Source organism: Streptomyces sp. NPDC020958, assembly GCF_055562175.1.
The window spans coordinates 54,088-78,371 of sequence record NZ_JBVHFU010000001.1 but is presented as its reverse complement, the minus strand read 5'-3'; the positions used below and the strand labels follow the sequence as shown (position 1 = coordinate 78,371).

The 24,284-nt window shown below is 71.8% G+C and carries 24 protein-coding genes and 1 pseudogene; 12 read left to right on the top strand and 13 right to left on the bottom strand.

The genetic code is table 11. The features are described from left to right. Positions 1 to 35: 35 nt before the first annotated feature. On the bottom strand, positions 36 to 1,925 hold the full coding sequence (locus ACZ3KP_RS00400) for an RICIN domain-containing protein (RefSeq protein ID WP_467495104.1): 1,890 nt from the start codon (positions 1,923 to 1,925) through the stop codon (positions 36 to 38). Positions 1,926 to 2,339: 414 nt separating this feature from the next. On the opposite strand from ACZ3KP_RS00400, the gene galU reads away from it, so the two are divergent. Further along, complete coding sequence (galU, locus tag ACZ3KP_RS00395) at positions 2,340 to 3,293, top strand: UTP--glucose-1-phosphate uridylyltransferase GalU (RefSeq protein WP_358983207.1); 954 nt, start codon at positions 2,340 to 2,342, stop codon at positions 3,291 to 3,293. A 68-nt stretch (positions 3,294 to 3,361) separates the two neighbouring features. Here the strand turns inward: galU and ACZ3KP_RS00390 are convergent, their stop codons facing one another. Further along, positions 3,362 to 3,799: a DUF4442 domain-containing protein gene (locus tag ACZ3KP_RS00390; RefSeq protein WP_467496718.1), complete on the bottom strand. Its 438-nt coding sequence runs from the start codon at positions 3,797 to 3,799 to the stop codon at positions 3,362 to 3,364. A 97-nt stretch (positions 3,800 to 3,896) separates the two neighbouring features. On the opposite strand from ACZ3KP_RS00390, the gene ACZ3KP_RS00385 reads away from it, so the two are divergent. Both ACZ3KP_RS00385 and ACZ3KP_RS00380 read left to right on the top strand, forming a co-directional pair. After that, positions 3,897 to 4,928 carry a DUF8017 domain-containing protein gene (locus ACZ3KP_RS00385; protein ID WP_467495101.1) on the top strand — a complete coding sequence of 344 codons (1,032 nt, stop codon included), beginning with the start codon at positions 3,897 to 3,899 and terminating at the stop codon, positions 4,926 to 4,928. A 68-nt stretch (positions 4,929 to 4,996) separates the two neighbouring features. After that, positions 4,997 to 6,307, top strand: a complete 1,311-nt coding sequence (locus ACZ3KP_RS00380) for an MFS transporter (protein ID WP_467495099.1) — start codon at positions 4,997 to 4,999, stop codon at positions 6,305 to 6,307. Here the strand turns inward: ACZ3KP_RS00380 and ACZ3KP_RS00375 are convergent. Together ACZ3KP_RS00375 and tuf are read right to left on the bottom strand one after the other, a co-directional pair. Then, positions 6,269 to 7,114 carry a spermidine synthase gene (locus tag ACZ3KP_RS00375; protein WP_467495097.1) on the bottom strand — a complete coding sequence of 282 codons (846 nt, stop codon included), beginning with the start codon at positions 7,112 to 7,114 and terminating at the stop codon, positions 6,269 to 6,271. The genes ACZ3KP_RS00380 and ACZ3KP_RS00375 overlap by 39 nt on opposite strands. 98 nt (positions 7,115 to 7,212) lie before the next feature. Beyond that, on the bottom strand, positions 7,213 to 8,388 hold the full coding sequence (gene tuf / locus ACZ3KP_RS00370) for an elongation factor Tu (protein WP_360565517.1): 1,176 nt from the start codon (positions 8,386 to 8,388) through the stop codon (positions 7,213 to 7,215). A 336-nt stretch (positions 8,389 to 8,724) separates the two neighbouring features. On the opposite strand from tuf, the gene ACZ3KP_RS00365 reads away from it, so the two are divergent. Further along, positions 8,725 to 9,486 (top strand): TVP38/TMEM64 family protein, encoded by a 762-nt coding sequence (locus tag ACZ3KP_RS00365; protein WP_467495094.1) that lies wholly within the window; start codon positions 8,725 to 8,727, stop codon positions 9,484 to 9,486. 38 nt (positions 9,487 to 9,524) lie between these two features. On the opposite strand, the gene ACZ3KP_RS00360 is transcribed toward ACZ3KP_RS00365, so the two are convergent. The 3 genes from ACZ3KP_RS00360 to ACZ3KP_RS00350 form a co-directional block, all read right to left on the bottom strand. Then, positions 9,525 to 9,851, bottom strand: coding sequence for a hypothetical protein (locus ACZ3KP_RS00360; RefSeq protein ID WP_358984951.1), 327 nt, complete (start codon positions 9,849 to 9,851; stop codon positions 9,525 to 9,527). Between the two features lie 145 nt (positions 9,852 to 9,996). Next, the gene (locus tag ACZ3KP_RS00355) at positions 9,997 to 10,275 is read right to left on the bottom strand and encodes a hypothetical protein (RefSeq protein ID WP_467495091.1); all 279 of its coding nucleotides are present in this window, start codon (positions 10,273 to 10,275) and stop codon (positions 9,997 to 9,999) included. Between the two features lie 122 nt (positions 10,276 to 10,397). Then, a complete protein-coding gene (locus tag ACZ3KP_RS00350) occupies positions 10,398 to 11,570 on the bottom strand; it encodes a thiolase family protein (protein ID WP_467495089.1) in 1,173 nt (390 codons plus the stop codon). Between the two features lie 114 nt (positions 11,571 to 11,684). Between ACZ3KP_RS00350 and ACZ3KP_RS00345 the strand changes: the two genes are divergently transcribed. Beyond that, a complete protein-coding gene (locus tag ACZ3KP_RS00345; RefSeq protein ID WP_467495087.1) occupies positions 11,685 to 12,155 on the top strand; it encodes a winged helix-turn-helix transcriptional regulator in 471 nt (156 codons plus the stop codon). Between the two features lie 8 nt (positions 12,156 to 12,163). Here the strand turns inward: ACZ3KP_RS00345 and ACZ3KP_RS00340 are convergent, their stop codons facing one another. The 3 genes from ACZ3KP_RS00340 to ACZ3KP_RS00330 are packed head-to-tail and all read right to left on the bottom strand — an operon-like array spanning position 12,164 to position 14,969. Continuing rightward, a complete protein-coding gene (locus ACZ3KP_RS00340; RefSeq protein ID WP_467495085.1) occupies positions 12,164 to 12,892 on the bottom strand; it encodes a cupin domain-containing protein in 729 nt (242 codons plus the stop codon). Next, positions 12,886 to 13,815, bottom strand: coding sequence for a DUF6807 domain-containing protein (locus tag ACZ3KP_RS00335; RefSeq protein ID WP_467495083.1), 930 nt, complete (start codon positions 13,813 to 13,815; stop codon positions 12,886 to 12,888). Before ACZ3KP_RS00335 ends, ACZ3KP_RS00340 begins: the two co-directional genes overlap by 7 nt. Then, on the bottom strand, positions 13,812 to 14,969 hold the full coding sequence (locus tag ACZ3KP_RS00330; RefSeq protein WP_467495081.1) for a Gfo/Idh/MocA family protein: 1,158 nt from the start codon (positions 14,967 to 14,969) through the stop codon (positions 13,812 to 13,814). Before ACZ3KP_RS00330 ends, ACZ3KP_RS00335 begins: the two co-directional genes overlap by 4 nt. Before the next feature lie 289 nt (positions 14,970 to 15,258). Between ACZ3KP_RS00330 and ACZ3KP_RS00325 the strand changes: the two genes are divergently transcribed. The 5 genes and pseudogenes from ACZ3KP_RS00325 (at position 15,259) to ACZ3KP_RS00305 (ending at position 20,828) form a co-directional block, all read left to right on the top strand. Then, a complete protein-coding gene (locus ACZ3KP_RS00325) occupies positions 15,259 to 16,134 on the top strand; it encodes an undecaprenyl-diphosphate phosphatase (RefSeq protein WP_467495079.1) in 876 nt (291 codons plus the stop codon). Between the two features lie 1,074 nt (positions 16,135 to 17,208). Further along, positions 17,209 to 17,478 carry a hypothetical protein gene (locus tag ACZ3KP_RS00320; RefSeq protein WP_467495077.1) on the top strand — a complete coding sequence of 90 codons (270 nt, stop codon included), beginning with the start codon at positions 17,209 to 17,211 and terminating at the stop codon, positions 17,476 to 17,478. Between the two features lie 139 nt (positions 17,479 to 17,617). Continuing rightward, positions 17,618 to 18,547 carry an ADP-ribosylglycohydrolase family protein gene (locus ACZ3KP_RS00315; protein ID WP_467495075.1) on the top strand — a complete coding sequence of 310 codons (930 nt, stop codon included), beginning with the start codon at positions 17,618 to 17,620 and terminating at the stop codon, positions 18,545 to 18,547. Between the two features lie 188 nt (positions 18,548 to 18,735). Further along, positions 18,736 to 20,009, top strand: a pseudogene (locus ACZ3KP_RS00310) (IS110 family RNA-guided transposase). 339 nt (positions 20,010 to 20,348) lie between these two features. After that, positions 20,349 to 20,828: a hypothetical protein gene (locus ACZ3KP_RS00305; protein WP_467495073.1), complete on the top strand. Its 480-nt coding sequence runs from the start codon at positions 20,349 to 20,351 to the stop codon at positions 20,826 to 20,828. Between the two features lie 137 nt (positions 20,829 to 20,965). On the opposite strand, the gene ACZ3KP_RS00300 is transcribed toward ACZ3KP_RS00305, so the two are convergent. Next, the gene (locus tag ACZ3KP_RS00300; protein WP_467495071.1) at positions 20,966 to 21,343 is read right to left on the bottom strand and encodes a nuclear transport factor 2 family protein; all 378 of its coding nucleotides are present in this window, start codon (positions 21,341 to 21,343) and stop codon (positions 20,966 to 20,968) included. 52 nt (positions 21,344 to 21,395) lie between these two features. Further along, positions 21,396 to 22,103, bottom strand: coding sequence for an alpha/beta fold hydrolase (locus tag ACZ3KP_RS00295; RefSeq protein ID WP_467495069.1), 708 nt, complete (start codon positions 22,101 to 22,103; stop codon positions 21,396 to 21,398). Between the two features lie 135 nt (positions 22,104 to 22,238). Here ACZ3KP_RS00295 and ACZ3KP_RS00290 point away from each other — a divergent pair, with 135 nt between their 5' ends. Both ACZ3KP_RS00290 and ACZ3KP_RS00285 read left to right on the top strand, forming a co-directional pair. Beyond that, positions 22,239 to 23,063 (top strand): helix-turn-helix domain-containing protein, encoded by an 825-nt coding sequence (locus tag ACZ3KP_RS00290; protein WP_467495067.1) that lies wholly within the window; start codon positions 22,239 to 22,241, stop codon positions 23,061 to 23,063. A 285-nt stretch (positions 23,064 to 23,348) separates the two neighbouring features. Then, positions 23,349 to 23,528: a hypothetical protein gene (locus tag ACZ3KP_RS00285; protein ID WP_132887763.1), complete on the top strand. Its 180-nt coding sequence runs from the start codon at positions 23,349 to 23,351 to the stop codon at positions 23,526 to 23,528. A gap of 10 nt (positions 23,529 to 23,538) precedes the next feature. Here ACZ3KP_RS00285 and ACZ3KP_RS00280 read toward each other — a convergent pair whose 3' ends face one another. Then, a complete protein-coding gene (locus ACZ3KP_RS00280) occupies positions 23,539 to 24,279 on the bottom strand; it encodes an SDR family NAD(P)-dependent oxidoreductase (RefSeq protein ID WP_467495065.1) in 741 nt (246 codons plus the stop codon). Positions 24,280 to 24,284: the final 5 nt, after the last annotated feature.

The following is a 24,284-nucleotide window of genomic DNA, read 5'->3' as shown; positions in this document are numbered from 1 at the left end:
GAGCTCCCGCTCGCCGACCGTTCGTCGACGCGGATTCAGCGCCGAGCGGGCACGCCGCGACCCGTACGGTCGCCGGCTGCGCCGACGAGCAGGCTCCCCGCCCCGCGCGCGGCGTCCGTCACGGGCTTCGGGACGGAGCCCAGCACGTCACCGCCCGCCGCGGTGAGCGACCCCACGGCCCCCGCGGGCTCCGCCTGCCCGGCGGCGCCGACGGGCGCGGCCGGAACGACGGCGACGGGACGGCCGGGGGCCCCGGCCTGCGCGACCCGCGTGCCGTACGGCTCCTGTGGCGCACCGGGCGCCTTCCCCGCCGGGGCCCGGGCCCCCGGGGACGCGGAGGACCCGCCCCGCCGCGCAGGGGGCGTCACGGCCGGGGTGGCCACGGACGGCACCGCCGCGTCGTCGCCCGCCGGTCCCAGGTCCCAGCGCTGCCCGACCGCCCCGTCGCGGCGGACCACCACCACATGGGTGGCGTCCGCGGCCAGCGCGAGGCCCTTGTCCCAGCGGAGCAGGAGTTCACCGCGCACCGTGAGGTCGTACGACACCTCGCCCGCGTGCACCAGGCAGCCGGAGACCACCACGCTGCGGGTACCGGGATCGGCGGTGAGGCACAGGGTGGGGTCCGGCACGCTGCGCAGCATGCCGTCCTCCTGGTAGGACCACTGCTGGGACCCGGCGTCCGAACAGGTGCCGAGGCGTAGTTCGGCGCCCGCCCGCACGAGGCCGCCGCGCACGTCGACACAGAGCCCGGCGTCGAGGCTGCGCAGTCGGCCGTGGGCGGTCTCGGCGGGTGCGCCCACCGAGGCCGGCGACGGGGAGGCCGTGGCGGGCGGGTGAGCGCCGGGGCCGGGCCGGGTGACGCCGACGACCGGGGCGCCCCAGGGGGGGGCGCCGGGGTGTGCGACGCCGTTGTCGTCCGACCAGCCCTTGACCGCGAGCACGGTCGCGAGCAGCACGAGGGAGGCCAGGCCGACGCCGATCCCGACGGCCAGCGCCTTGCGCCGGCCGCCCTCCGGCACCGTGCGGTGCCGTCCGCCCGGCGTGGCCCGCCGCTCCGGTGGGGCGCCGGTCGGCCACGCCTCGACGGCGGCGCCCCGGCCGGGGCGGGTGTCGAGATAGCGGCGGGCTCCCCAGCCGAGCACGGTCTCGGCGAGCAGGAACTCCAGGCCGCCGTCGAAGTGGCTCAGCTGCTCGGCGGCGTGCCGGCAGTACCGGCACTCGGCGAGATGCCGTTGCACATCGGGGAGCAGCGAGCCGCCCCGGCGCATGGGGACGTCGAGGAGACGGTTGTAGAAACGGCATTCCTTCGAGGGCGCGAGTTCCCGGTGGGCGCGCACCAGGCCGGTCCTGAATTGCTCGCGCGCCTGGTCGAGGGCGGCCGTCGCGGTAGGCACGTCGACACCCAGCAGACCAGCGGGTATGTTTATGGGTTCGGCTTCCGCCTCGGTGTGCCACAAGAGGCATTGCGAGGCCGCGGGAAGCGCCCGGAAAGCACGCTCGGCGAGTTGCCGCCTTTCCGGGGTTCCGGGCTTCGCGGCGCTGAGTCCGCGACCGCCGGTGGTTCTGCGCAGTTCCGGTACGACCACGGTAATGGCTTCGTCGGCGGCCCACGCGCGAACCGTCTCCCTTACGGCCACGAGCAGTTGCGGACGGAGGGCGCCGCCGACCGCGCCGCCGGCCAGCCGGCCGAGGACCCGCTCGAAGGCCGCGCTGGCGACCAGTTGCGCGGCGGGTGTGGCGGAGGCGAGGCAGACGACGGCGTACTCGCAGGTGGCGCGCCAGTGTCTGGCCAGCAGCAGGGCGACGGCGTGGTGCCGGGCGGCCGGGTCCGCGGTGAGCTGGGCGACGAGATCGCGGTCGGACTCCCCTGGCGTCGAACCGGGGCGCGGCGGGTAGGGCGGGCGTGGGGGGTGGGGGGAGTGCACTGAACCATTTCCTTCCGACCCGCAGGACGGCATGCGAAATGGCGCCCTGGGGAATGCAGTGCCTGATTGGTGCGTACCTTGTGGAGCCCATAAGGACCGGCCTGACGGCCGTGCAGGCCTGTGGGCCCTCCCGCGGGAAGGCTCACCTTCGCACACGCCGCTCACAGGAAACAAGAAGTCGGGATGACTGAAGTTCAAAGGCGCGGCAATTCAGATAAGTTACCGGCGGTATCCCCGTCTTGATTGGATTCAGCGGTCGCACAGGTTCAACTTGTGTGCGCCACGGACCGGATGGGACACGAAATCTTCAACTCCGCGGCGTCCGCCGGTGCAGCGGACGGCGGCCGGCGTTCCACAGCCCTCTGACACGTTTCTCTCGGCCCGCTCTCATCCCGGTGCACCACGATGTGCCGCATGATCGCCCCCCACTCCTCCCCCGCCCCCGCGTCCCCCCGGCCGGTACGCAAGGCCGTGGTCCCGGCCGCCGGGCTCGGCACCCGCTTCCTGCCCGCCACCAAGGCGACACCGAAGGAGATGCTGCCGGTCGTGGACAAGCCGGCCATCCAGTACGTCGTCGAGGAGGCCGCGAAGGCCGGACTGGACGACATCCTCATGGTCACCGGACGGCACAAGCGGGCCATCGAGGACCACTTCGACAACGCCTTCGAACTGGAACAGGCGCTGGCCGCCAAGGGCGACACCGTCCGCCTGGACGCGGTACGCGACCCGGCCCGGCTCGCCGACATCCACCACATCCGCCAGGGCGACCCGCTCGGTCTCGGCCACGCGGTGCTGTGCGCCCGGCACCACGTGGGCGACCAGCCCTTCGCGGTACTCCTCGGCGACGACCTGATCGACGCCCGTGAAACCCTGCTCAGCCGGATGCTGGACGTCCGCGACCGCTTCCGTGGCAGTGTCGTGGCGCTGATGGAGGTCGACCCCTCGCAGGTCCACCTCTACGGCTGCGCCGCCGTCGAGGCCACCGGCGAGGACGGGGTGGTGAGGGTGACCGGACTGGTGGAGAAGCCGTCCCTGGAGAACGCCCCGAGCAATTACGCGGTCATCGGCCGCTACGTCCTCGACCCGCAGGTCTTCGAGGTGCTGGAGCGGACCGCGCCCGGTCGGGGCGGTGAGATCCAACTGACCGACGCACTCCAGGAGTTGGCGGTCGGTGGGACGGTGCACGGCGTGGTCTTCGACGGACTGCGCTACGACACCGGGGACAAGGGCGACTACCTGCGCACGGTGGTCCGGCTGGCCTGCGAACGTCCCGATCTGGGGCCCGAGTTCACGGCGTGGCTCAAGGAGTTCGTGGCGGGTCTGGCGGAGGAGGACGGGGCCGGGCGGGAAGAGCGCCGCGCAGCCTGAGCGGCCCCGCGTGAAGGACGGGGTGCGGGCCCGGCGGCCCGCACCCCGTCCGGCGTCCGACGCCGGGGTCAGCCGTTGGGGCGCAGGGTCCAGACGACCGTCATCTCACCCGTGACCGCGCCGTCCTCGCGCGTGATGGCGACGGCGACCGGGAACTCCGGCCGCCCGCCCGCGTCCAGTTCCGCGACGACGTCGGCGATCGGGCGGCCCAGGGTGGCGGTGGCCGTGACCGGGCCGAGGGCGACCTTCCGGTAGGCGATCTCGGCGCTGACCGCGAGCGGCACGGCCCGGGAGAGCTGGTCGCCGAAGGCGGCGAGGACGACCGCTCCGCTGGCGGACTCGGCGAGGGTGAACATCGCACCGGCGTGCGGGCCGCCGATGTGGTTGTGGAACTCGCCCTGGTCCGGAAGCGACAGCACGGCCCGCTCCGGAGTCGTCTCCAGGTACTCCAGGTTGAGGGTCCGCACCATCGGGACCGTGGCGGCGAGCATCTCGCCGATCGACATCTGGTCTGTGCTCATACCCGCATGTTACTCACGGGTAGCTCGCCCTGACCAGAGCCGGGGCGGTGCCGTGTGCCGGGCGGCACTAGGGTTACCAGCCATGTGGCCAGAACAGCAGCCGCCAGGGGGCGAGCAGAACCCGCAGAACAACCCGTACCAGCAACCGGGTTACCAGCAGCCGAATCCGTACCAGCAGCCCGGCTACCAGCAGTATCCGCAGCCGGGCGGGTACGGGCAGCAGCCGCCGCCCGGCGGGTACGGCCGACAGCCGCAGTGGGGTCCGCCGGGACCCGCCGGCGCGCCGCGGGGACCGCAGGGCGGGGGCGGGGGCAACCGCACCAAGGTGGTCGCGATCGTCGCGGCCGCGGCCGTCGTGGTGGCGGCCGGGGTGACCGGTTTCCTGGTGCTCGGCGGCACGAAGGACGACAAGGCGGACGGCGGCAAGAACCAGGGGGCGAGCCAGTCGCCTTCGGGGACCGCGTCCGCCTCGGCCTCCTCCGGCGACGACAACCCGCGCGGCGACGGCACCGGCGAGAAGCCGACGGTCGCGGGCTGGAAGACCGTCGTGAACCCCAAGTGGGGCACGGCCTTCGACGTGCCCGCCGACTGGGAGGTGCTGTCCTCGGGCACCTCCGTCGGCTTCGAGGACAAGGCGGGCAAGCCGATCATCACGATGTCGGCTCCCGCCCAGTACAAGTCGAAGTGGTGCACCAGCGACGACGACAAGGACGGCCGTACCGAGGACACCGCCCTGGCGGCGGTCGGCACCAAGGGCGAGAGCGGCGCGAAGACCCCGGGCGACGCGGCCGTCAGGGAGGTCCCCTGGTGGGTGTACGGCGGCTACACGTATCCGGACAAGAAGAGCATCGGCTACGACAAGAAGGCCACCGCCTACACCACCGCGTCGGGCCTCAAGGGCGCCTACGCCTGGGCCCGCTCGACCGACACCCCGGCCAAGGGCAAGTGCGCGAGTGACGGCAAGGCGATCACGTTCGGGTTCGAGAACTCGGCCGGGGACCTGGTGTCCTGGGACTTCTACGGCGCCAAGGGCGTCAGCGGCGAGGTCCCGACAGCGACGATCATGAAGATCCTCAGCACGGTCCGGCTGCACGGCACCCCGACCGGGGGCTGACCGGATCCCGGGCTTGACGACGGCCTATTGGTTTGGCAAGCCCCGTCCCGGCCGGGGATAGTCGGGCGGTGACCTCCACCTCCGACTCCCCCGGCAACCCCGCCCGCCTGCGGGCACCCGTCTGGGCCGGCCGCAACTACAGCCTGCTGACCGCGGCGGCGATCGTGACGAGCCTGGGCGCCAACGGCTCGCTGATCGCCGCCGCGTTCGCGGTGCTGGACGCGGGCGGCGACGCCGGGGACGTCGGCCTGGTGGCCGCCGCCCGCACCCTCCCCCTGGTGCTGTTCCTGCTCGTCGGGGGCGCGGTGGCGGACCGTTTCCCGCGCCATCGTGTGATGGTCGCGGCCAACGCCCTGAACTTCCTCTCGCAGGGCGCCTTCGCCGCCCTGGTCCTGGCGGGCGAGCCCCGGCTGTGGCAGATGATGCTGCTCACCGCGCTGGGCGGCACCGGCCAGGCGTTCTTCAGCCCGGCTGCGGAGGGGATGCTGCTGTCCTCGGTGAGCGGGGAGCAGGCGGGCCGGGCGTTCGCCGTGTTCCGGATGGCGATGCAGGGGGCCGCCCTGGGCGGCGCGGCCCTCGGCGGCGCGCTGGTGGCGGCGGTGGGCCCCGGCTGGGTGCTGGCGGTGGACGCGGCGGCGTTCGCGGTCGCCGGGACGCTGCGTTCGTTCCTCGACGTCAGCCATGTCCCGCCGCGGGCACCGGGCGGCGGGATGCTGGCGGACCTGCGGGACGGGTGGCGTGAGTTCACGGGCCGCCCCTGGCTGTGGGGCATCGTCGTCCAGTTCTCGATCGCGAACGCGGTGCTCGGCGCCGCCGACGCGGTCTACGGCCCGCTGGTGGCCCGCGACAGCCTCGGCGGCCCGGGGCCCTGGGGTCTCGCCCTGGGCGCGTTCGGCGCGGGCACCGCGGCCGGCGCCCTCCTGATGACCCGCTGGAAGCCCCGCCGGCTGCTGTTCGTCGGCACGCTGTGCGTCTTCCCGCTGGCCCTGCCCTCCGCGGCCCTGGCGGTACCGGTGCCGGTGGGCGTCCTCTACCTGGTGATGTTCGCGGCCGGGACCACGGTGGAGGTCTTCGGCGTCTCCTGGATGACCGCGTTGCACCAGGAGATACCCGAGGAGAAGCTCTCCCGGGTCTCGGCGTACGACTGGTTCGGCTCGGTCTCCCTGCTGCCGCTGGCGACGGCGCTGGCGGGCCCCGCGGAGGAGGCCTTCGGCCTGGGCCCGGCGTTGTGGGGCTGTGCGATCGTGATCGTCGTCGTCACGGCCGCGGTGCTGCTCGTCCCGGACGTCCGCAACCTCACCCGCCGTACGATCCCGGTGACCGCGCAGCCCACCACCGCCTCACCCGATGCCGAACGCTCCGCCGGGGGGCTCGGGTGAGGGCACCGCGTCCGCGTCCCCGACCGGCCGGGCGCCCCCCACGAACTCCCTGAGCGCGGGCCCGTGTTCGACCCTCGCCGGGAAGGCGTCGGCGGCCGTGCGACGGGCCAGCGCACCGGCGTCGATCGGCCGGTGCGAGGCGATGAGCACCGCGTTCCCGAACCGCCGGCCGCGCAGCACCCCTGGCTCGGCGATCACTGCCAGTTCCTCGAAAACCATTGAGAACGTGGCGAGTTGGGAGCGCAGGAAGGCGAAGGGGGCGGAGTCCGCGAGGTTCGCCAGGTACACCCCGTCGGCGCGCAGCACCCGCTCGGCCTCCCGCACGTAGCCCATCGAGGTCAGGTGCGCGGGGATCCGGGAGCCGCCGAAGACATCGCCGATGATCACGTCGGCCGAATCCCCGGGCGCCCCTTCCAGCCAGCCCCGGGCGTCGGCGGCGTGCAGGGCGATCCCGGCGTCGTCCGCCAGCGGCAGATGCTCGGTGACGAGGTCGAGCAGCCCCCGGTCGGCGTCCACGACGTCCTGCCGGGAGCCGGCCCTGGTCGCCGCCACGTACCGGGGCAGGGTGAGCGCGCCACCGCCGAGGTGCAGCACGTCGAGAGCCGCCCCGGCCTCGGCCACGGCATCCAGCACGTACCCGAGCCGCCGCGCGTACTCGAACTCCAGATACGTCGGTTCGTCCAGGTCGACGTACGACTGCGGCGCCCCGTCCACGGTCAGCAACCAGGCCCGCTCCCGATCGACGTCGGGCATCAACTTGGCGGTGCCGTACTCGGTGACACGCACGACGGGTATGGAATCGTTCACTTCTCCATTGTGCGATGCGCGGGCCCGCCCGGGGGGGCGCGGGGAACCGCGCGACCGGTCTCCGCCGGCCCGCGCAGTCCCCCACGTACCGCAACCGCCTACGAACTCTGGACAGCGGTCACCGTCCCGGCCCCCACGGTCCGGCCCCCCTCCCGGATCGCGAACCCCAGCCCCGTCTCCAGCGGCACCTCCCGCCCCAGTTCCACGGTCATCTCCACCGTGTCCCCGGGCCGGGCGACAGCCACCTCGCCGAGGTCGACGTCCCCGACCACATCCGCCGTACGGATGTAGAACTGCGGCCGGTACCCCGTCGAGACCGGAGTCGTACGACCCCCTTCACGCCCCGACAGCACGTACACCCGCGCCGAGAACCGCCGCGCCGGCACCACGCTCCCCGGCGCCGCGACCACGTGCCCCCGCCGCACCGCGTCCCGCGGCACCCCGCGCAGCAGCAGCGCCACGTTGTCCCCGGCCTGCGCCTCGTCCATCGGCTTCCCGAAGGTCTCCAGACCCGTGACGACGGTCTCGACGTCCGCGCCGAGCACCTCGACCCGGTCCCCGACCCGTACGGTGCCCCGCTCGACGGCCCCGGTCACCACGGTCCCGCGTCCGGTGATGGTCAGCACGTTCTCCACCGGCAGCAGGAACGGCGCGTCCAGGTACCGCTCCGGCATCGGCACATAGGTGTCCACCGCGTCGAGCAGCGCCTCGATCGAGGCCGTCCAACGCGGGTCTCCCTCCAGCGCCTTGAGCCCGGAGACCCGCACGACGGGCACCGAGTCACCGCCGTAGCCGTGCGCGCCGAGCAGTTCGCGGACCTCCAGCTCGACGAGTTCCACCAGTTCCTCGTCGGCCGAGTCCGCCTTGTTCAGCGCCACCACCACGTGGTCCACGCCCACCTGCCGGGCGAGCAGCACGTGTTCGGCGGTCTGCGGCATGATCCCGTCGAGCGCGGAGACGACGAGGATCGCCCCGTCCAGCTGCGCGGCTCCGGTGACCATGTTCTTGACGTAGTCGGCATGGCCCGGCATGTCCACATGGGCGTAGTGCCGGGTGTCCGTCTCGTACTCGACGTGCGCGATGTTGATGGTGATGCCGCGGGCGGCCTCCTCCGGGGCCCGGTCGATGCGGTCGAACGGCACGAAGGTGCCGGTGCCGCGCTCGGCGAGGACCTTGGTGATGGCGGCGGTCAGGGTGGTCTTGCCGTGGTCGACATGGCCCATCGTGCCGATGTTGAGATGCGGTTTGGTGCGGACGTACGCCGTCTTGGGCATGGCTGTACCTCGAAGCCTCTTCGGTACGGAGAGACGCCTCGTCGGACGCGAGACGCGGGGACCCCGGGGAACTCGCCGACCCTCCCCCTGCGGGGTCCGCCGGACGTTCCGGGGAGGGTCAGCTTCGGGCGCCGTCGGCAGCGGCCGTGAGGAACAGGACGGCAGCCTTCGGCGCGTCCGCGACTGCGGACGCCGCGACGAGGAAGGCGTACCGGAACATGACGCAGATCATTGCCGATGCGTCGCCGCACGTCGAACGGTTTTCCGCGCCCCCGGTCCGTCCAACAGTCAGCGACCGTACGGCGATCACACACACGCGTCGGCTAGGGTCGCCTGATGCTCGATGCCAACCGCTCTGGCACCGCCACCGCCCCTCCCCGGGCCACCGCCACGGAGCACGCCGTCGCCGTTCCTCCGCCGGGCTTCACGACCCGCTGCACGAGAGTGCTGCTCTCGCCGTGGTCACGGCTCTCCCTGCTGGTCGCCCTGCTCGCGGCGGGCGGGGCGTCGGTGCTGCTCTTCGAGCCGCAGAAGCTCATGACCCACGGCTGGCCGCCCCAGGCCCGGGGCGGCACCGCCCTGGTGATCTTCGTCGTGGCGTACGGTCTGGTCACCGTGGCGTTCGTGCCGCGGCCCTTCCTGAACCTCGCGGCCGGCGCGCTCTTCGGCTCGGCCCTCGGCATGGGCGCCGCCATGGCCGGCACCGTCCTCGGCGCGTGGATCTCCTTCGCGCTCGGCCGGATGCTCGGCCAGGACGCCCTGCGTCCGCTCCTGCGCGGTCGTCTGCTGAAGGCGGCGGACAACCAGTTCAGCAGACACGGCTTCCGTTCGATGCTGGCGGTACGCCTGTTCCCCGGGGTTCCGTTCTGGGCCGCGAACTACGCCGCGGCCGTCTCCCGCATGCGGTACGCCCCGTTCCTGCTGGCAACGGCCCTCGGCTCGATCCCGAACGTGGCCGCCTACGTGGTGGCGGGCGCCCGCGCCTCCACCCCGACGTCCCCGGTGTTCCTGATCTCGGTGGCGGCCATCGTCGTCCCGGCGGTGGCGGGCGCTGTGGTCGCCTGGCGGAAACGCCACCACCTGCGCGGCCCGCGGTAGGCGGACGGGTTCCCCCGTCCGCGCGCGGTCCGTACCGCTCACTGGGTGCCGTTGGCGGGGGTGTTCCCGGCCGGGGCGACGCCGATGTTGTTGAAGATGGGAATGTTGTTGTTGATGATGATGACGCTGCCGCCCCCCTGACCGCTCCCACGGCCGCCTTCCTGGCGCCCGCTGTCGCCGTAGTGGCCGTAGTGACCGGAGTCGCCGTAGTGGCTGTGCCCGCCGGAGTGGCTGTAGCCGTAGTGACCGCCGCCACCCGAGTGCGCCGGGGCGGCGAACGCGCTCGTCGGCAGCAGCACCCCGCCGGCGGCCAGGGCGGTCGTCGCGGTGAACATCGCCAGACGTCGGGTACGCGTGCGGGTCATGGTGGTTCTCCTTCAACGGATGAGCGAATGAGGCTTGTGTTTCCATGGGGCCAGGACGGGCGGCCCAGGTCATGCTCCGGAAATTCGGGGCTTGACAGAGCGAGGTGCGGCCGAGACGATGCCCGGCTCGGTCGCACGACGCCGCTCAGTTGTTGAAGATGGGAATGTTGTTCACGGAGCCCCCGCCGCCTCCGTTGTTGAAGATCGGCACGTTGTTCACGGCGCCCCCGCCGTTTCCGTTGTTGAAGATCGGCACATTGTTGACCGCGCCCCCGCCCCCGTTTCCGTGGTGGTGATGGCTGGGGGCCATGCTCACGGCGCCGGTGTGCGCCGGGGCGGCGAACGCGCTGGTGGGGATCAGTGCCCCGCCCGCGGCCAGCGCGGTCGAAGCCGTCAGGACGGCGATGCGAGTGAAACGCGACATGGGAGTTCTCCTTGAGTGAGGCGAGTGGGCCGCCGCCGTTTCCGTGCGACCTCATGCCTCCATTTGGGACATGCCGCCCCACCCCGGTCACGTGACTCGAATTCGGGACTTGACACCCGGGCCTAACGCACCGCCTCCAGGATCATCGCGTTCGCCAGCCCGCCCGCCTCACACATCGTCTGCAATCCGAAGCGGGCGCCGCGCTCCCGCATCGCGTGCACCAGCGTCGTGGTCAGCCGGGTCCCGCTCGCCCCCAGCGGATGCCCCAGGGCGATGGCCCCGCCGTGCACGTTCACCTTGCCCAGATCGGCACCGGTCTCCTGCCGCCAGGCGAGCACCACGCTGGAGAACGCCTCGTTCACCTCGAAGAGGTCGATGTCCCCGAGCCCCAGCCCGGCCCTGCGCAGCACCTTCTCGGTCGCCGGAATCACGCCGGTCAGCATCAGCAGGGGGTCGGAGCCGGTCACGGCGAACGCGTGCAGCCGGGCCAGCGGCCGCAGCCCGAGCCGCTGCGCGGTCTCCCCCGCCATGACGAGCACGGCGGACGCCCCGTCGTTGATCGGACTCGCGTTGCCCGCCGTGACGTTCCACTCGATGGCCGGGAAGCGCTCGGCGAAGGCGGGGTCGTAGTAGGCGGGCTTGAGCCCGGCCAGGATCTCCGCGGTGGTGCCGGGCCGTACGGACTCGTCACGGCCCACCCCCGCCAGCGGCGCCACCTCGGCGTCGAACAGCCCGGCCTCCCACGCGGCCGCCGCCTTCGCGTGCGAGGAGACCGCGAACGCGTCCATCTCGGCGCGCCCGATCGACCACTTGGCGGCGATGAGCTCGGCGCTGATGCCCTGCGGGACCAGCCCCTCCGGGTAGCGCGCGGCGACCCCGGGCCCGAAGGGGTCCTTGCCGGGCGGCACGTTGGACCACATCGGCACCCGGCTCATCGACTCCACGCCGCAGGCCACCACGATGTCGTAGGCGCCGGACATGACCCCCTGCGCGGCGAAGTGCACCGCCTGCTGGGAGGAGCCGCACTGGCGGTCGACGGTGGTCGCGGGGACCGTCTCCGGGAAGCCCGCCGAGAGGACGGCGTACCGGGTGGTGTTCATGGCCTGCTCGCCGACCTGGTCGACGGTGCCGCCGATCACGTCGTCGATGAGGGCCGGGTCGACCCCCGAGCGCTCGACGAGGGTGCGCAGGGTGTGGGCCAGGAGTTCCACGGGGTGCACGTGGGCCAGGGAGCCGTTCGGCTTGCCCTTGCCGACGGGTGTGCGTACGGCTTCGACGATGACTGCGTCACGCATCAGGGGACCTCGATTGCCAGGACCGATTACCGGTGAGTAGGAAATCCGAACTCACCATAACGCTCAGAGTTGGAAAATCAAACCCTCCCGTGGAGTGCCCCTACACTGACGTGTATGGCCACCCCCAAGGACCCCCGCCCGTGTTCGATCGCCGACACCCTGGCGCTCGTCGGCGAGAAGTACTCCCTGCTGGTCCTGCGCGAGGTGCTCCTGGGCAACGGCCGCTTCGACCAGCTGGTCCGCAACATCGGCGCCCCGCGCGACATCCTGGCCACCCGGCTGCGCCGCCTGGTCGACGCCGGAATCCTCACCAAGCGCGTCTACAGCGAGCGCCCGCAGCGCTTCGAGTACCGGGCCACACCGGCCGGCCTGGAGCTGCACCCCGTCCTGATGACCCTGATGGCCTGGGGCGACCGCCACCTCCACGCGGAGGGCGACCGTCCCATGGTGATCGAGCACAGCTGCGGCAAGGACCTGACCCCGGTCGTCGTCTGCGCGGCCTGCGGGGACCCGGTACGCCACGAGAACCTGACGGCCCACCCGCAGGCCCCGGGATGGACGGTGGCGGGACCCGCGGCGACCTGAGCCGTCCGCTAACGCCCCTGCCGGTACACGTCGAGCCGGCCGCACATGCCGAACCGTCCCTGTTCACAGGGCTGTTCCGCCTGCACGACGGCATCGGAGAGGTGGCCGGCGTCGCCCCGCGCGAGCCGGTCGAGCTGGTCCCCCGTGGCCGTGGCGGCGGCCTGCGCCCCGCGCCGCCAGCGCTCGCACCACTCGGCGATCCGGGGCCGTACCAGCGCGGCGGCGGCCCGGTGGAAGGCGGCCAGCGGCTCTGGGCCGGTGGCCGCGCGCAGCGCCCGGTACCCCTCCAGGGCCAGGTCACGGCGAGCGCGGGCGATCCGCTCCCGCTCGGCCTCCGGCGCGTCGGCCGGGACGGTGGTCGCCGCCGCGTAGGTCTCCGGGTCGGTGAGGTACTCCGGCGGCAGCGTCAGCACCGCGTCCCCGGCCTCCGGGAGGCCGCTGTTCTGCATCAGGACGGTGATGCGCAGTTCGTCCTCGTTGACGAGGCGATGGATCGTGCCGGGCGTGAACCAGGCGACCGTGCCGGGCACGAGGGGCGTGACCTCGTACCCGGAGGTGGTGAGCGTCTGTACCGCGCCCCGGCCGCCGGTGACGACGTACGCCTCCGAACAGGCCAGGTGCACATGGGGAGTTCCGCCGCGCAGGCCGTCGGCCGCGGGCCAGTCGTACACGCACAGCCGGGAGACCGCGACCCCGCCGGGCAGCCCGGTGAACGTGGTCTCCCCGCCGCTCACCACGGATGCGCCTCCAGGTACTTGGCGATGTCCGAGCGCTCCCAGGCACCGTCGGCGACGACCACCCGGTAGCGGCGCGTCAGGGTGTCGCCGGGGGCCAGTTCGAGTTCGTCGTGGAAGGCCCAGGAGGGGGCGATGCCGGCGAACGGGTCGTTGCGCACGAACCAGTGCGCGGGATGGGCGCCGTCCGCACCCGAGTGGTCGTTCTCCGGGGCGTGTTCGAAGATTACGGTGGCATGGCCGTCGGTGCCGTCGTGTTCCCCGGACAGGGCGAGCCAGGAGGACTGGGAACCCATGAGGCCCGGGCCCTCGCCGTCCGGGCCGATGATCCGGCCGTCCCGGAAGGCCCGCGGGCCGCGCCAGAACAGGCCGGTGTAGCCCGCCTGTTCCCGGCCCGCCGTGGTCGGGCTGCCGAACAGCAGGGGCTCGTCGCGGCGGTTGGTGATCGCGCTGCTCCAGGTGAGCGCCCAGGAGCCGGAGTCGGCGTCGACGTCATGGACCTCGATCCGCCGCCGCTCCTGTGCCCACAGCGTCCCGTCGTGGGGATGCCAGGTCAGCCGCTCCGCGATGACGAGCCGGCCGCCGTCGGACGACAGCTCGTCGAAGCCGACGTGCCGCATCGAGCCGACCCGTTCCGGGATGGCGAGGTAACCCTGGCCGTGGACGTAGGAGTTGCCGCCCCACAGGTTCGCGCCGGACAGGTGCGAGGAGGTCAGGGAGAGGCCCTTGTGCCAGCGGTGGTCGTTGGGGCGGTAGTCGGTGACGACGTCCCCGGCGAGGGTGCGCAGCGGGTGCAGGTAGGGCCGCGGGGCCTCCCAGGCGGCCTCGGGCCGGTAGACGTACGCGAAGAGCGGCACGCCGGTCACCGGCTCGGTCACGGTGACCCGGTCACCATGGGTGTGCGTGATCCGCAGCTCGCCGCTCACGCGGACACCTCCTCGTGCTCGACCGGCGCCCAGCCCGGGGCGCCCCCGTGCAGGGCCGTGTAATAAGGATCTCCGGGACCGATCTCGCCCGCACGTACGGTCGTGTCGGTGAACGCCGACTTGTACAGCGCGGTGATCAGCTCCAGGCTGGTGCGCCCGTCGGCGCCGCTGCTGCGCGGTCGCCGTGCCGCGCGCATGCTCGCGACCAGCTCGCGCAGCTGGGCCAGGTGCGAGCTGGGCACGTCGGGGCCGAAGTCCTGCCAGGCCGCGGCCTCCTCGGCTCGGACGCCGGGGGCCGGGGTGATGCGCCAGTTCGCGTTGCTGTGGCCGTACAGGTGGGTCAGCTCGACGGTGGCGCGCTCGCAGTCGATCCGGATGCGGCTGGTCTCGTCGGGGCTGAGCACGCTGTTCACCACGGTGGCCAGAGCGCCGTTCACGAACCGCACCAGCGCGGTGGAGACGTCCTCGGTCTCCACGTCGTGCACCAGCCGCCCGGCCATCCCGCGCACCTCCTGCCAGGGCCCGAGCAGGTCGAGCAGCAGGTCCATCTGGTGGATGCCGTGGCCCATCGCCGGGCCGCCGCCCTCGGTCGCCCAGCGGCCCCGCCAGGGCACCGCGTAGTAAGCGGTGTCCCGGTACCAGGTGGTCTGGCAGTGGGCGACCAGCGGGCGGCCCAGCGCTCCCCCGGCCAGCAGCCGACGCACGTGGGTGGAGCCGGAGCCGAACCGGTGCTGGAAGACGATCGAGGCGTACGGCCCCCCGTCGACACCCTCCTCCGCCTCCACCGCGTCGAAGTCGGCGAGGGACGGGACGGGCGGCTTCTCGCACCACACCCAGGCACCGGCCCGCAGCGCGGCGACGGTCTGGTCCCGGTGCAGGGTCGGCGGGGTGCCGATGGTGACCAGGTCGGGCCGCTGCTCGGCGAGCATCCGGTCCAGGTCCGTGTAGGCGTGCGGAATGCCCGCGTCGGCACACATCGCCTCGACGGCTCTGGCATCGATGTCGACGGCGGCGACGACCTCGGTCTCGCCCTCCGCGGCCAGCTGCGCGAGCGCGGGCAGGTGCGAACCGCGCCCGATGGCGCCGGCGCCGATGACGGCGGCCCGGATGCGCCGGCCGGCGAAGGGGGCTGGGGGGCGGGGCGAGCGGGGCATGGACGTGATCAGCACTCCTCGGGGCGTGTACCGACGACGGGCGCGAACCTCCGCCCGAGTGCGCCGCACACGCACCCCGATGTGCGGGAGCAAGCGCTTTCTCCTGGGGAAACGTAAGCGTCGGTGCCCTGACCGGTCAACACCCCCGCGCCGCCGTCGCCCCCGCCCACCTCCCAGCCCCCTGTGTTCTTACTTTCTTACCGGCCCGCTACGCTGCCGTTGCACACGCATGATCACGCGCGCCCGCGCGCCGTCCGCCCCTTCCTCACCCCTGGGACGCCGTACCTTCATGTCTTGGTTTGAATCGCTGATCCTCGGACTCGTCCAGGGGCTGACCGAGTTCCTGCCCGTCTCCTCCAGCGCGCATCTGCGGCTGACCGCGGCCTTCTCCGGCTGGGAGGACCCGGGTGCGGCCTTCACGGCGATCACCCAGATCGGCACGGAGACCGCGGTGCTGATCTACTTCCGCAAGGACATCGGACGGATCGTCTCCGCCTGGTTCCGGTCGCTGTTCGACAAGGCGATGCGGCGTGACCACGACGCGCAGATGGGCTGGCTGGTGATCGTCGGCTCGATACCGATCGGGCTGCTGGGTGTCACGCTGAAGGACCAGATCGAGGGGCCGTTCCGCGACCTGCGGATCACGGCGACGATGCTGATCGTCGTGGGCGTCGTCATCGGCATCGCCGACCGGCTCGCCGCCCGCGACGAGACCGGCGGCAGGCACCGGGCGCCGAAGCAGCGCAAGACCCTGGAGAACCTCGGGGTCAAGGACGGCCTGGTCTTCGGCCTCTGCCAGGCCTGCGCCCTGATCCCCGGCGTCTCCCGCTCCGGAGCCACCATCAGCGGCGGCCTGTTCATGGGCTACCGGCGGGAGGCGGCGGCCCGGTACTCCTTCCTGCTCGCCATCCCCGCGGTACTGGCCTCCGGCGTCTTCGAGGTGAAGGACTCGGTGAGCGGGGGCGACGTGGCCTGGGGGCCGACCCTGTTCGCGACGGCGATCGCGTTCGCGTCCGGGTACGCGGTGATCGCGTGGTTCATGAAGTGGATCTCCAACAAGAGCTTCATGCCGTTCGTCTGGTACCGCATCGCCCTGGGCGTCGTCATCATCGCCCTGGTCAGCGCCGATGTGATCAGTCCTCATGCTGCCGAATCGGCGACCTAGGCGCGTCGCCGGAGAGGCGGGAGGGCGGCGCCATCTAGCATTTCCTAGCGCCTGAATGCATCACCACGCCATGATCATCTCCCACTCGTCTCCCACCTGGGAGGCGGGACGCACCCGCCTATGGGGTTGCTGGAGATCTTGGGTTCTGGCCCTGCCGCTGAGCGGCAGGGCCAGACTCGTCATGTGGCGACGGGTGGGTGGGTCGGCGAGATGGTCGGGCCGGATGTGCGGGAGACATGTCGGGATCTGATCCCGGCAGGGAGTGCACTGGCGTCGCACACAATGCCTTCGGAGGACTCACCTGTGCAGGGATGCCGGGTGGCGCTCCCAGAAGACACGATCGGGACACCAGGGACGCCGACAGAGGTGCCGGGTCGCCAGGGCTTGCCGGATTGCGGTCCGCAGGGTCGGCCCCCGCGGCACCTTCTTCAGAAGGGGCACCTGGGTGAAGCGACGGGTGTAGCAGGCGGAGGCGACACGACTGGTCGCCACGTGGCGGCCTCCAACGCCCGCGGCGGCTCAGACGGAGCCGGGCTCGATGATCTCCGCGCTCTTGTCGTGAGGGAGCTCAAAGCGGGGGTAGAAGTCCTCCAGCGCCGACTCCGAGGCGGTCGGCGCGTCGGCGTCCTTCCGCTCAGAGGTCGCAGGTTCAAATCATGTCCCCGCTACCAACGCCGACGCCTTCGACATCATGTCGCGGGGGCCGGATGCGTTACGTGACGCGGTGGAATGACCCCCCGCTCCTTCGTCCACGTTCGCAAAGACTCGCGCTCCGCGCCGGTCTCCTCCGCCAAGACAATGGGCACCCCGTCACGGCTGCCGTGTACCCCCAGCCAGCCGCGGAACTTGCCCAACGCCACCGCGGCGTCGGTCCAGATGCCTTCCACGGCCGGAACGCTCGGCCCGAACCGCATCGTGACGTGCCATGTCCCCATGAGGCCATCCTGCCCGAACAGCCTCCACGACGACGCTCTCCGCGACCGGTCCACCCCGGCACGGCCAACCGGTGGATCTTGCTTCTGCTCCCCGCGCGTCACACCCGGTGCGGAGCGCTCGTCCGGTGCGCTGAAGGCCATGGCCCACGAGGATGTCCCCGTGCGCCCGCCCGTCGATGTCGTCCGCCCTGTCACCGCGCGGGACCTTCGTGCCGAGGACCACTGGCCGGGCGCCCAGACCCGCTATGAGGTCAAGGCCGACGGGTGGCGGGCCGTCGCCGGCGTCCTCGAGGAACACCGTCCCGTCCTGTACTTCCAGCAGGGAGGCGACCTTGGCGCGATGGCCCCGGAGGTCCTGGACGAGCTGCACGATCTGCCGATCGGAACGGTCCTGGACGGCGTTATGTGACCTGTACGGGCGTCTCAGCCCCATGGTGTCTCAGGCGGCGCACCTTTGTAGACGAGACACGTTCGTCGCCGATGGGTCGGGAGCCCCAGAAGGAAGTAGGGCCGCGCGGCCGTCGGCGCGGCCCAGATAGCCTGCGCAGATGGAGCGGATTCAGCGGGCCGCCGGCGCGGTCGTCGGGGCAGCGGTGGGTGACGCACTGGGCGGTCCATTCGAGTTCGGTCCCCAGGGAGCTTTCTCCGCGCGGTTTCCCGCGCCTGGTGCCGGTGGCGAGATGTGCGGAGGCGGTGGGTGGGACCCCGGAGAGGCCACTGACGACACGCAGATGGCCGTCCTGGTCGCGGAGTCGCTGTTGGAGCGGGGCGGACTGGACCTGCCGGACATCTTCGCACGCTTCCAGCGGTGGGCGGCATCAGACCCGAAGGACATCGGCTTGCAGACCGAAGACGTCCTGACCAACGGAATGCCCTGGGACCTCGCCGCCGCGATCCATTTCCAGGTCAACCAACGAGCAGCGGGAAACGGCTCGTTGATGCGGGCATCGACCTCCGCGGTCTACTTCGCCTCCTCCGGCCAGGAAGCCACCATGGACGCGGCCCGCCGGATCGCTGCCCTCACCCACGGTGACCGTGCGGCCTGGGAAGGCACCGCGATCTTCCACGAACTCATCCGTGTCACGTTCGAGGACACCGACCTCCTCGCCGCGCTCCCGGACATCCTGGCTGTAGTTCACCCCGACCACCGCGGCCGCTACGCCGCAGTCCTCGCACCCGACTGGCACCCCGATCAGGCGACCGAGTTCAACGGTGCCGTCTGGCCCTGCCTGGGCTCCGCCGTCTGGGCCGTGCGCACCACCACCAGTTTCGAAGACGCGATACGCGCGGCGATCGACCTCGGCGGTGACACGGACACCGTCGCCGCGGTGACAGGCGGCCTCGCGGGGGCGTACTACGGGCTGGACGCAATCCCAGTCCGCTGGACCCAGCCGCTCCATGTACCTCTCCCAGGATTCGAGGGGCGGGTGCTGCACCTGGCAGATCTGCTCCACCTTGCGCACCGCCTCGGAGGCTGAACCGGGTCGGGGCGGTTCGTTTCGAGTGACGGCCTGATCAGGCGGCTCTACTGTGTTGGGTTGCCCAGGGGCGTCGGGTGTGGCTATCAGGCGGCTGCCGCTTTGTGGTTTCCCTCGCTTCGCTGCTCAGCGCCCCACGACGACTCGGCCGCCGATTAGGAAGTGCGAACAAGTCGCTGTGTAGAGCAATGCCGGCGAGGTCGTCCGTGGCACGAACAGCACGAACAGCACGAGCGCGCGTCAGGAGCACGATGAGCCGGATATGGGCAGGGATCGACAGCGGCAAGGGGCACCATCACGGCCTCGTCCTGGACGCCGACGGCAAGACTTTGCTGTCGCGGCGGGTCGCCAACGATGAGCCCGAGCTGCTGAAGTTGATCGGCGACGTCTTCGACGTGGCCGACGGCCGTCAGGTCACCTGGGCAATCGATATGACCGGCGGAGAGCCTGCGCTGCTGCTGGCCTTGCTGGTCAACCACGCTCAGGAGGTCCTGTACATCCCCGGGCGCCTGGTGAACGGGGCATCCGACGGCTACCGGGGCGAGGGCAAGACCGATGCCCGAGACGCCTACGTCATCGCCGACCAGGCCAGGATGCGCCGCACCTGCGGCCCATCCGCCCCGGCGACGAAGCCGGCGTGGAACTCAAGTCGCTCCCCGGACGCCGCGCTGATCTGGTCCAGGACCGTACGCGTGTGGTGAACCGGCTGCGCGGCATCTTGCTGCGTATGTTTCCCGCGCTGGAACGAGCGTTGGACCTGGCCAACATCGGTCCGCTCAAGCTGCTCACGGGATACCAGACCCCGGCCGCGATCCGCGGTGAGGGTACGAACAGGCTGGCTGCGTGGCTGGCCGAGCACAAGGTCCGTAACGCTACTTCGTTGGCCGAGGTGGCAGTTGAGGCCGCTGAGCGTCAGCACACAGCCGTCCCTGGGGAGAGGGCCGCCGCGATGTCGGTGCGTACCCTCGCTGAAGAGGTCATGGCGCTCAAGGCGCAGATCTCCGAGTTGGACAAGTACATCGAGGGCCGATTTCGCGAGCAGGAACTCGCGGACATCGTCTTGAGCGTTCCCGGCATGGGTCCTGTGCTCGGCGCCGAATTCCTCGCCGCCGTTGACGGCAGCCTCGACGGGTTCGACTCCCCGGACGCTCTGGCAGCCTTCGCCGGCGTCGCTCCGAGACCACGAGACTCCGGCAAGGTCAGCGGGAACCTTCACCGGCCGGTCGTTTACCACCGTCGGCTCCAGCGGGTGTTCTACACCTCCGCGCTGGTCAGCGTTCGATACGACCCGAACTCGCGGAAGTTCTACGACCGCACGCGGGCCGAGGGGAAGAAGCACGTCCAGGCCGTGCTCGCGCTCGCCCGGCGGCGTGTCAACGTCATGTGGGCATTGATCCGGGACCGGAGGCATTACCAGGTCGCCTCTCCGTCGATGTCAGGTAGTGGCACCGGCTCGGTCTGACGCAGCCCCGCGCAAACGGGAGCTGCTCGGGCGGGCACCCGACTGACCGCTGTGCGCTCAAGTGCCCTCGCCCCGATGGGACGACGAGGGAGCTGTACAGGTCAGTGCGCGGGGACCGGCTGGCAGCGCTTGGGGCTCCGCGGCCGCGATTGATCGGGAGGCGGCTCTTCTCTTCATGGCCGAAGGCGGGTTGGCCACCCGGCGCACTGGGCCATGTCCGGAGAGCATCGGCACCATCCGGCGGGGTGGTTTGCCCAGAGCTCCCACCGATCGCCCGGATGACCTGCCTTACCTTCGAAGAGTAGTCGTGCGACTACGTTGAGTGAAAGGGGATCAGGGATGCGTCCGACGTCCATGGGCCGACTGGCGGCCGTCGCCTCGATGGGCCTGCTGCTGACCGGAGTGGTGAGTGCCGGATCGGCTCAGGCACAGTCGCCCGCGCAGGCGAGGTACCCCGGTGGGCTCATCACCTACTCGATCGAGTTCTCCAACCCTCAGGAGAAGGACGACAACAACCTGCCCGAACCCTACGGCCGAGTCTTCGTGAAGGATTTCGGCCTGCGGCAGACGACCCTGTGGGAGCACCCGGACCTGGACATCAACACCCCCACCGTGCCGCGCTATCCCGAGGCCGGTGCCACGCACAGGTTCGCCGACCACCTGATCACCGAGGTGTGCGCCGACGTGGGTGAGGACGACACCGGGTACAACGCCGACGACATCCTCGCCCAGGGCTGCGAGCCCTTCCACGGCCCTGGCGCGTACACCATCCCCGGTCCGGACGGAGAGGTGACCATCACCGTCTACCACGTTGGCTGAACACCTCAGTCCACGGATGCCCTGCCCTCCTTCCGGGGGTGGGGCATCCACGCTGTGGCGGGCGCGCCATGACGGGATCCGCAGATCACCGACGGGACCGGTCCCAGGCCCCTCGGTGATGGCCGTTGACATCACCATTAGGAAGCGGCCGGGGTGCCCTGGTGGTAGTAGAGCCGCCAGCCCGTCGCGGTGAGCCGCCACACGGAGCTGCGCCAGACGCGCCGCCCCTGGTTGTCGCCGAAGTACCGCAGCAGCACGACGCCCGGGGCGAGGACCGTCCCCGACATGTCGGTGACCTCGACCGGCGATTCGGAAGACACCGATCCGCCGCTGGTCACCGTCAGGATGGAGGTCGCGTCCCAGCGTCGGCCGGACGCCCCCACCTCGGTGAACTCCGGGTCGAGCAGCTCCAGGACGAGGGCCGGATCGGCCCGCACCGCCGGGTCGAGCAGTCGTAGCTCCCCGTCGATCGCCGCCCGCACCGCCCGCTCGTCCTCGTCCGTCACGTCCGTCATACCCGGAGCCTAGGCGGTCGCGCCGCCCGCGCGGAGCGAGTTCGCCGCGGGCTCACCCCACCTTGAGCAGGAGTTCGACGAGTTCGGCCGGCATGGTGATCATGCAGTCGTGGCCGGTGGGGAGTTCCCACACCGGCCGGCCCGTCGGCACCGGACGGCGGACGATGCCCGGCGGTACGGCGCCGACACAATGGATGTGGGTGCGGGGCACCCTGTGCCCGGCCGTGTTGTCCAGCCGCACCGGCTGCTGGAGGCAACGCACCGGCATGTCGGACAGCATCGAACGCAGCCAGGCCAGGTCCGCCGCCTCGGTGACCCCGAACAGACCGTACGGCGGCGGCAGTTCGGGCAGCGGCGGAACGCGCCAGCCGCTGTCGGACGCCAGCGCGCGGTCGATCAGACCCTGGGTCGCCGGCTGGACGTCGGCAGCGGTCTCGCCGTGCTCCGGAACCATCGCGTCGAGATGGACGAGGTGACCGATCCGCTCGGGGATCCGGTCGACGACGGACGAGACGACCAGCCCCGCGTAACTGTGCCCCACCAGTACGACATCGGTGAGCCCCTCGTCCTCGATCAGCCCGACGACGTCGTCGACGTGGGTGTCCAGGCCGACGTGGGGACCCAGCAGCCCCGCCTTGTCCCCGAAGCCGGTCAGCGAGGGCGCGTACACCCGGTGTCCGGCCGCCGTCAGCAACGGCACCACCCTCTCCCAGCACTCCCCGCTGTGCCAGGCACCGTGCACCAGCAGATACGTCGACATGTCGTCCTCCTCGGACCGTTGTCCCGGCTGTCACCGAGCACGCTTCCGGCCCGGCGCCGGCCGGGGCAGAGCCCCGGTGGTCCTGGGGGTGACAGGACCAGGCACGGGCGAGGCGGACCGCCTTACGGTGGGGGGATGACCGACGAACCGAACCTGCTGGGCGCGTATGTGCGGGCCCGCCGCGAGCTGGTCACGCCCGAGCAGGTCGGCATCCCCGTGCTCGGCGTGCGGCGGGTGCCCGGACTGCGCCGCGAGGAGGTCGCGATGCTGGCCGGCATCAGCGCCGACTACTACCTGCGCCTGGAGCAGGGCCGCGACCGCAATCCCTCCGCCCAGGTCCTGGAGTCCATCGCCCGGGTGCTGAGGCTCGACGAGGAGGCCACGGCGTACCTGCTCGGTCTCGGTTCCGCGGCGCCCCGCCGGCGTCGGCGCCGGGCCCGGAAGGAGGCCGTGCCGCCCGGCATCGCGCAACTCGTCGCCGCCCTCCCGCTCCCCGCGTACGTGGAGGGCCGCCGGTTCGACGTGCTGGCCGTCAACGCCCTCGCGACCGCGCTGTCGCCCCGCCTCACGGTCGGCGCCAACCGGCTCCGGGACACCTTCCTCGACCCCGCCGAACAAGCCCTGCACCCGGACTGGGAGAACGCCGGGGCCGGCATGGTCGCCGGATTCCGCCGGTCCGTCGGCGCCGACGTCGACGACCCCGGCGTGATCGAACTCGTCGGGGAACTGTCCCTGGCCAGCCCGCGGTTCAGCCGGCTCTGGGCCCGCCACGACGTGGCCGGCTGCGAGGGCACGGCCAAGCACCTCGACCACCCTCAGGTCGGGCGCCTGCGGCTGAACCGGGAGCGGCTGGGTATCGCGGGCACGGCGGGCCAGACGCTCGTCGTCCACCATCCGGAACCGGGCAGCGACAGCGCGGAGAAACTCGCACTCCTCGCCGCCACGCTCCACACGACCTGACCCGCCGTCACGAACGCCGCCCACCCGCGACACGCCCCGGTATGGCGGCTCATCTCGGCCAACCCTCGGCAGCCGCCCGTTCCCTGCGGTCAGATGCGGGCGTACACGCTCCGGCGAGGGCGAAGGGCCGCCCCCGGGATCACGGCCGGGTCCACGGCGCGACCACCCGCCCGGCACATGCCGAGGCCCGGCCGCCGGTACGCCGTGCCGCCCGTGACCAACCCCATACGGTCCCCGTAGCGGTCCGGTAGCGCACGGTCAGGTCCTGCCCCTACGCTGTTGCTCATGTCCCCCGATTCCCGAACCCCTGGTTCCGTGCGTTCTGCTGCCGAGGTCAACGAGCACATCCGGGCGCTGTGGCTGCGTGCGCGTGGATCGCTGTCGGCGCAGGAGCGGTCGGAGTACGAGCTGTTGGTGGTCGAGTGGGCCGCGGCGATCCGCGGGCAGATCATCGAGGCGGCCTGAGGGCCGGCGCTCACCGCCCGCCGGCCACCCGCAGGACCGTGCCGGTCGTGTAGGAGGCCTCCGGCGACAGCAGCCAGGCGATGGCGGCGGCGATCTCCTCCGGCAGCCCCACCCGTCCCAACGGCACGGCGGCACCGATCCGCCGGGCCCGGTCGGGGTCGCCCATCGCCGCGTGCATCTCGGTGTCGACGGCGCCGGGCGCGACCGCGTTGACCCGCACCCCGTCCGGGCCGAGTTCCTTGGCGAGGCCCACCGTCAGGGCGTCGACGGCCGCCTTCGTCGCCGCGTAGTGGACGAACTCGCCGGGGCTGCCGAGGGTGGCGGCCCCGGAGGACACGTTCACGATCGCTCCAGTGCCCCGCCGGGCCATCTGCCGGGCCGCCCGCCGCGCACACAGCAGCGTCCCCAGCAGGTTGACCTCCACGACCTTGCGCAGATCGGCGGTACCGGCATCCGCCAGCCGCCCCAACGGCCCCGTCACACCGGCGTTGTTGACCAGCCCGGTGACGGCCCCCAGCTCCCGCTCCGCGGTGTCGAACAGCCGCTCCACATCCGCCTCGACCGCCGTGTCCACCTGTACGACGACGCAGCGCGCCCCGGCCTTCGCCACCCCCTCGGCCACCGTCGCTGCGGCGTCCGCGTCCCGGACGTAGCCGATCACGACATCGTGCCCGTCCGCCGCGAGCCGCAGACAGGTCGCGGCACCGATACCGCGGCTGCCACCGGTGACCACCGTGACGGGACGTGCCATGACGA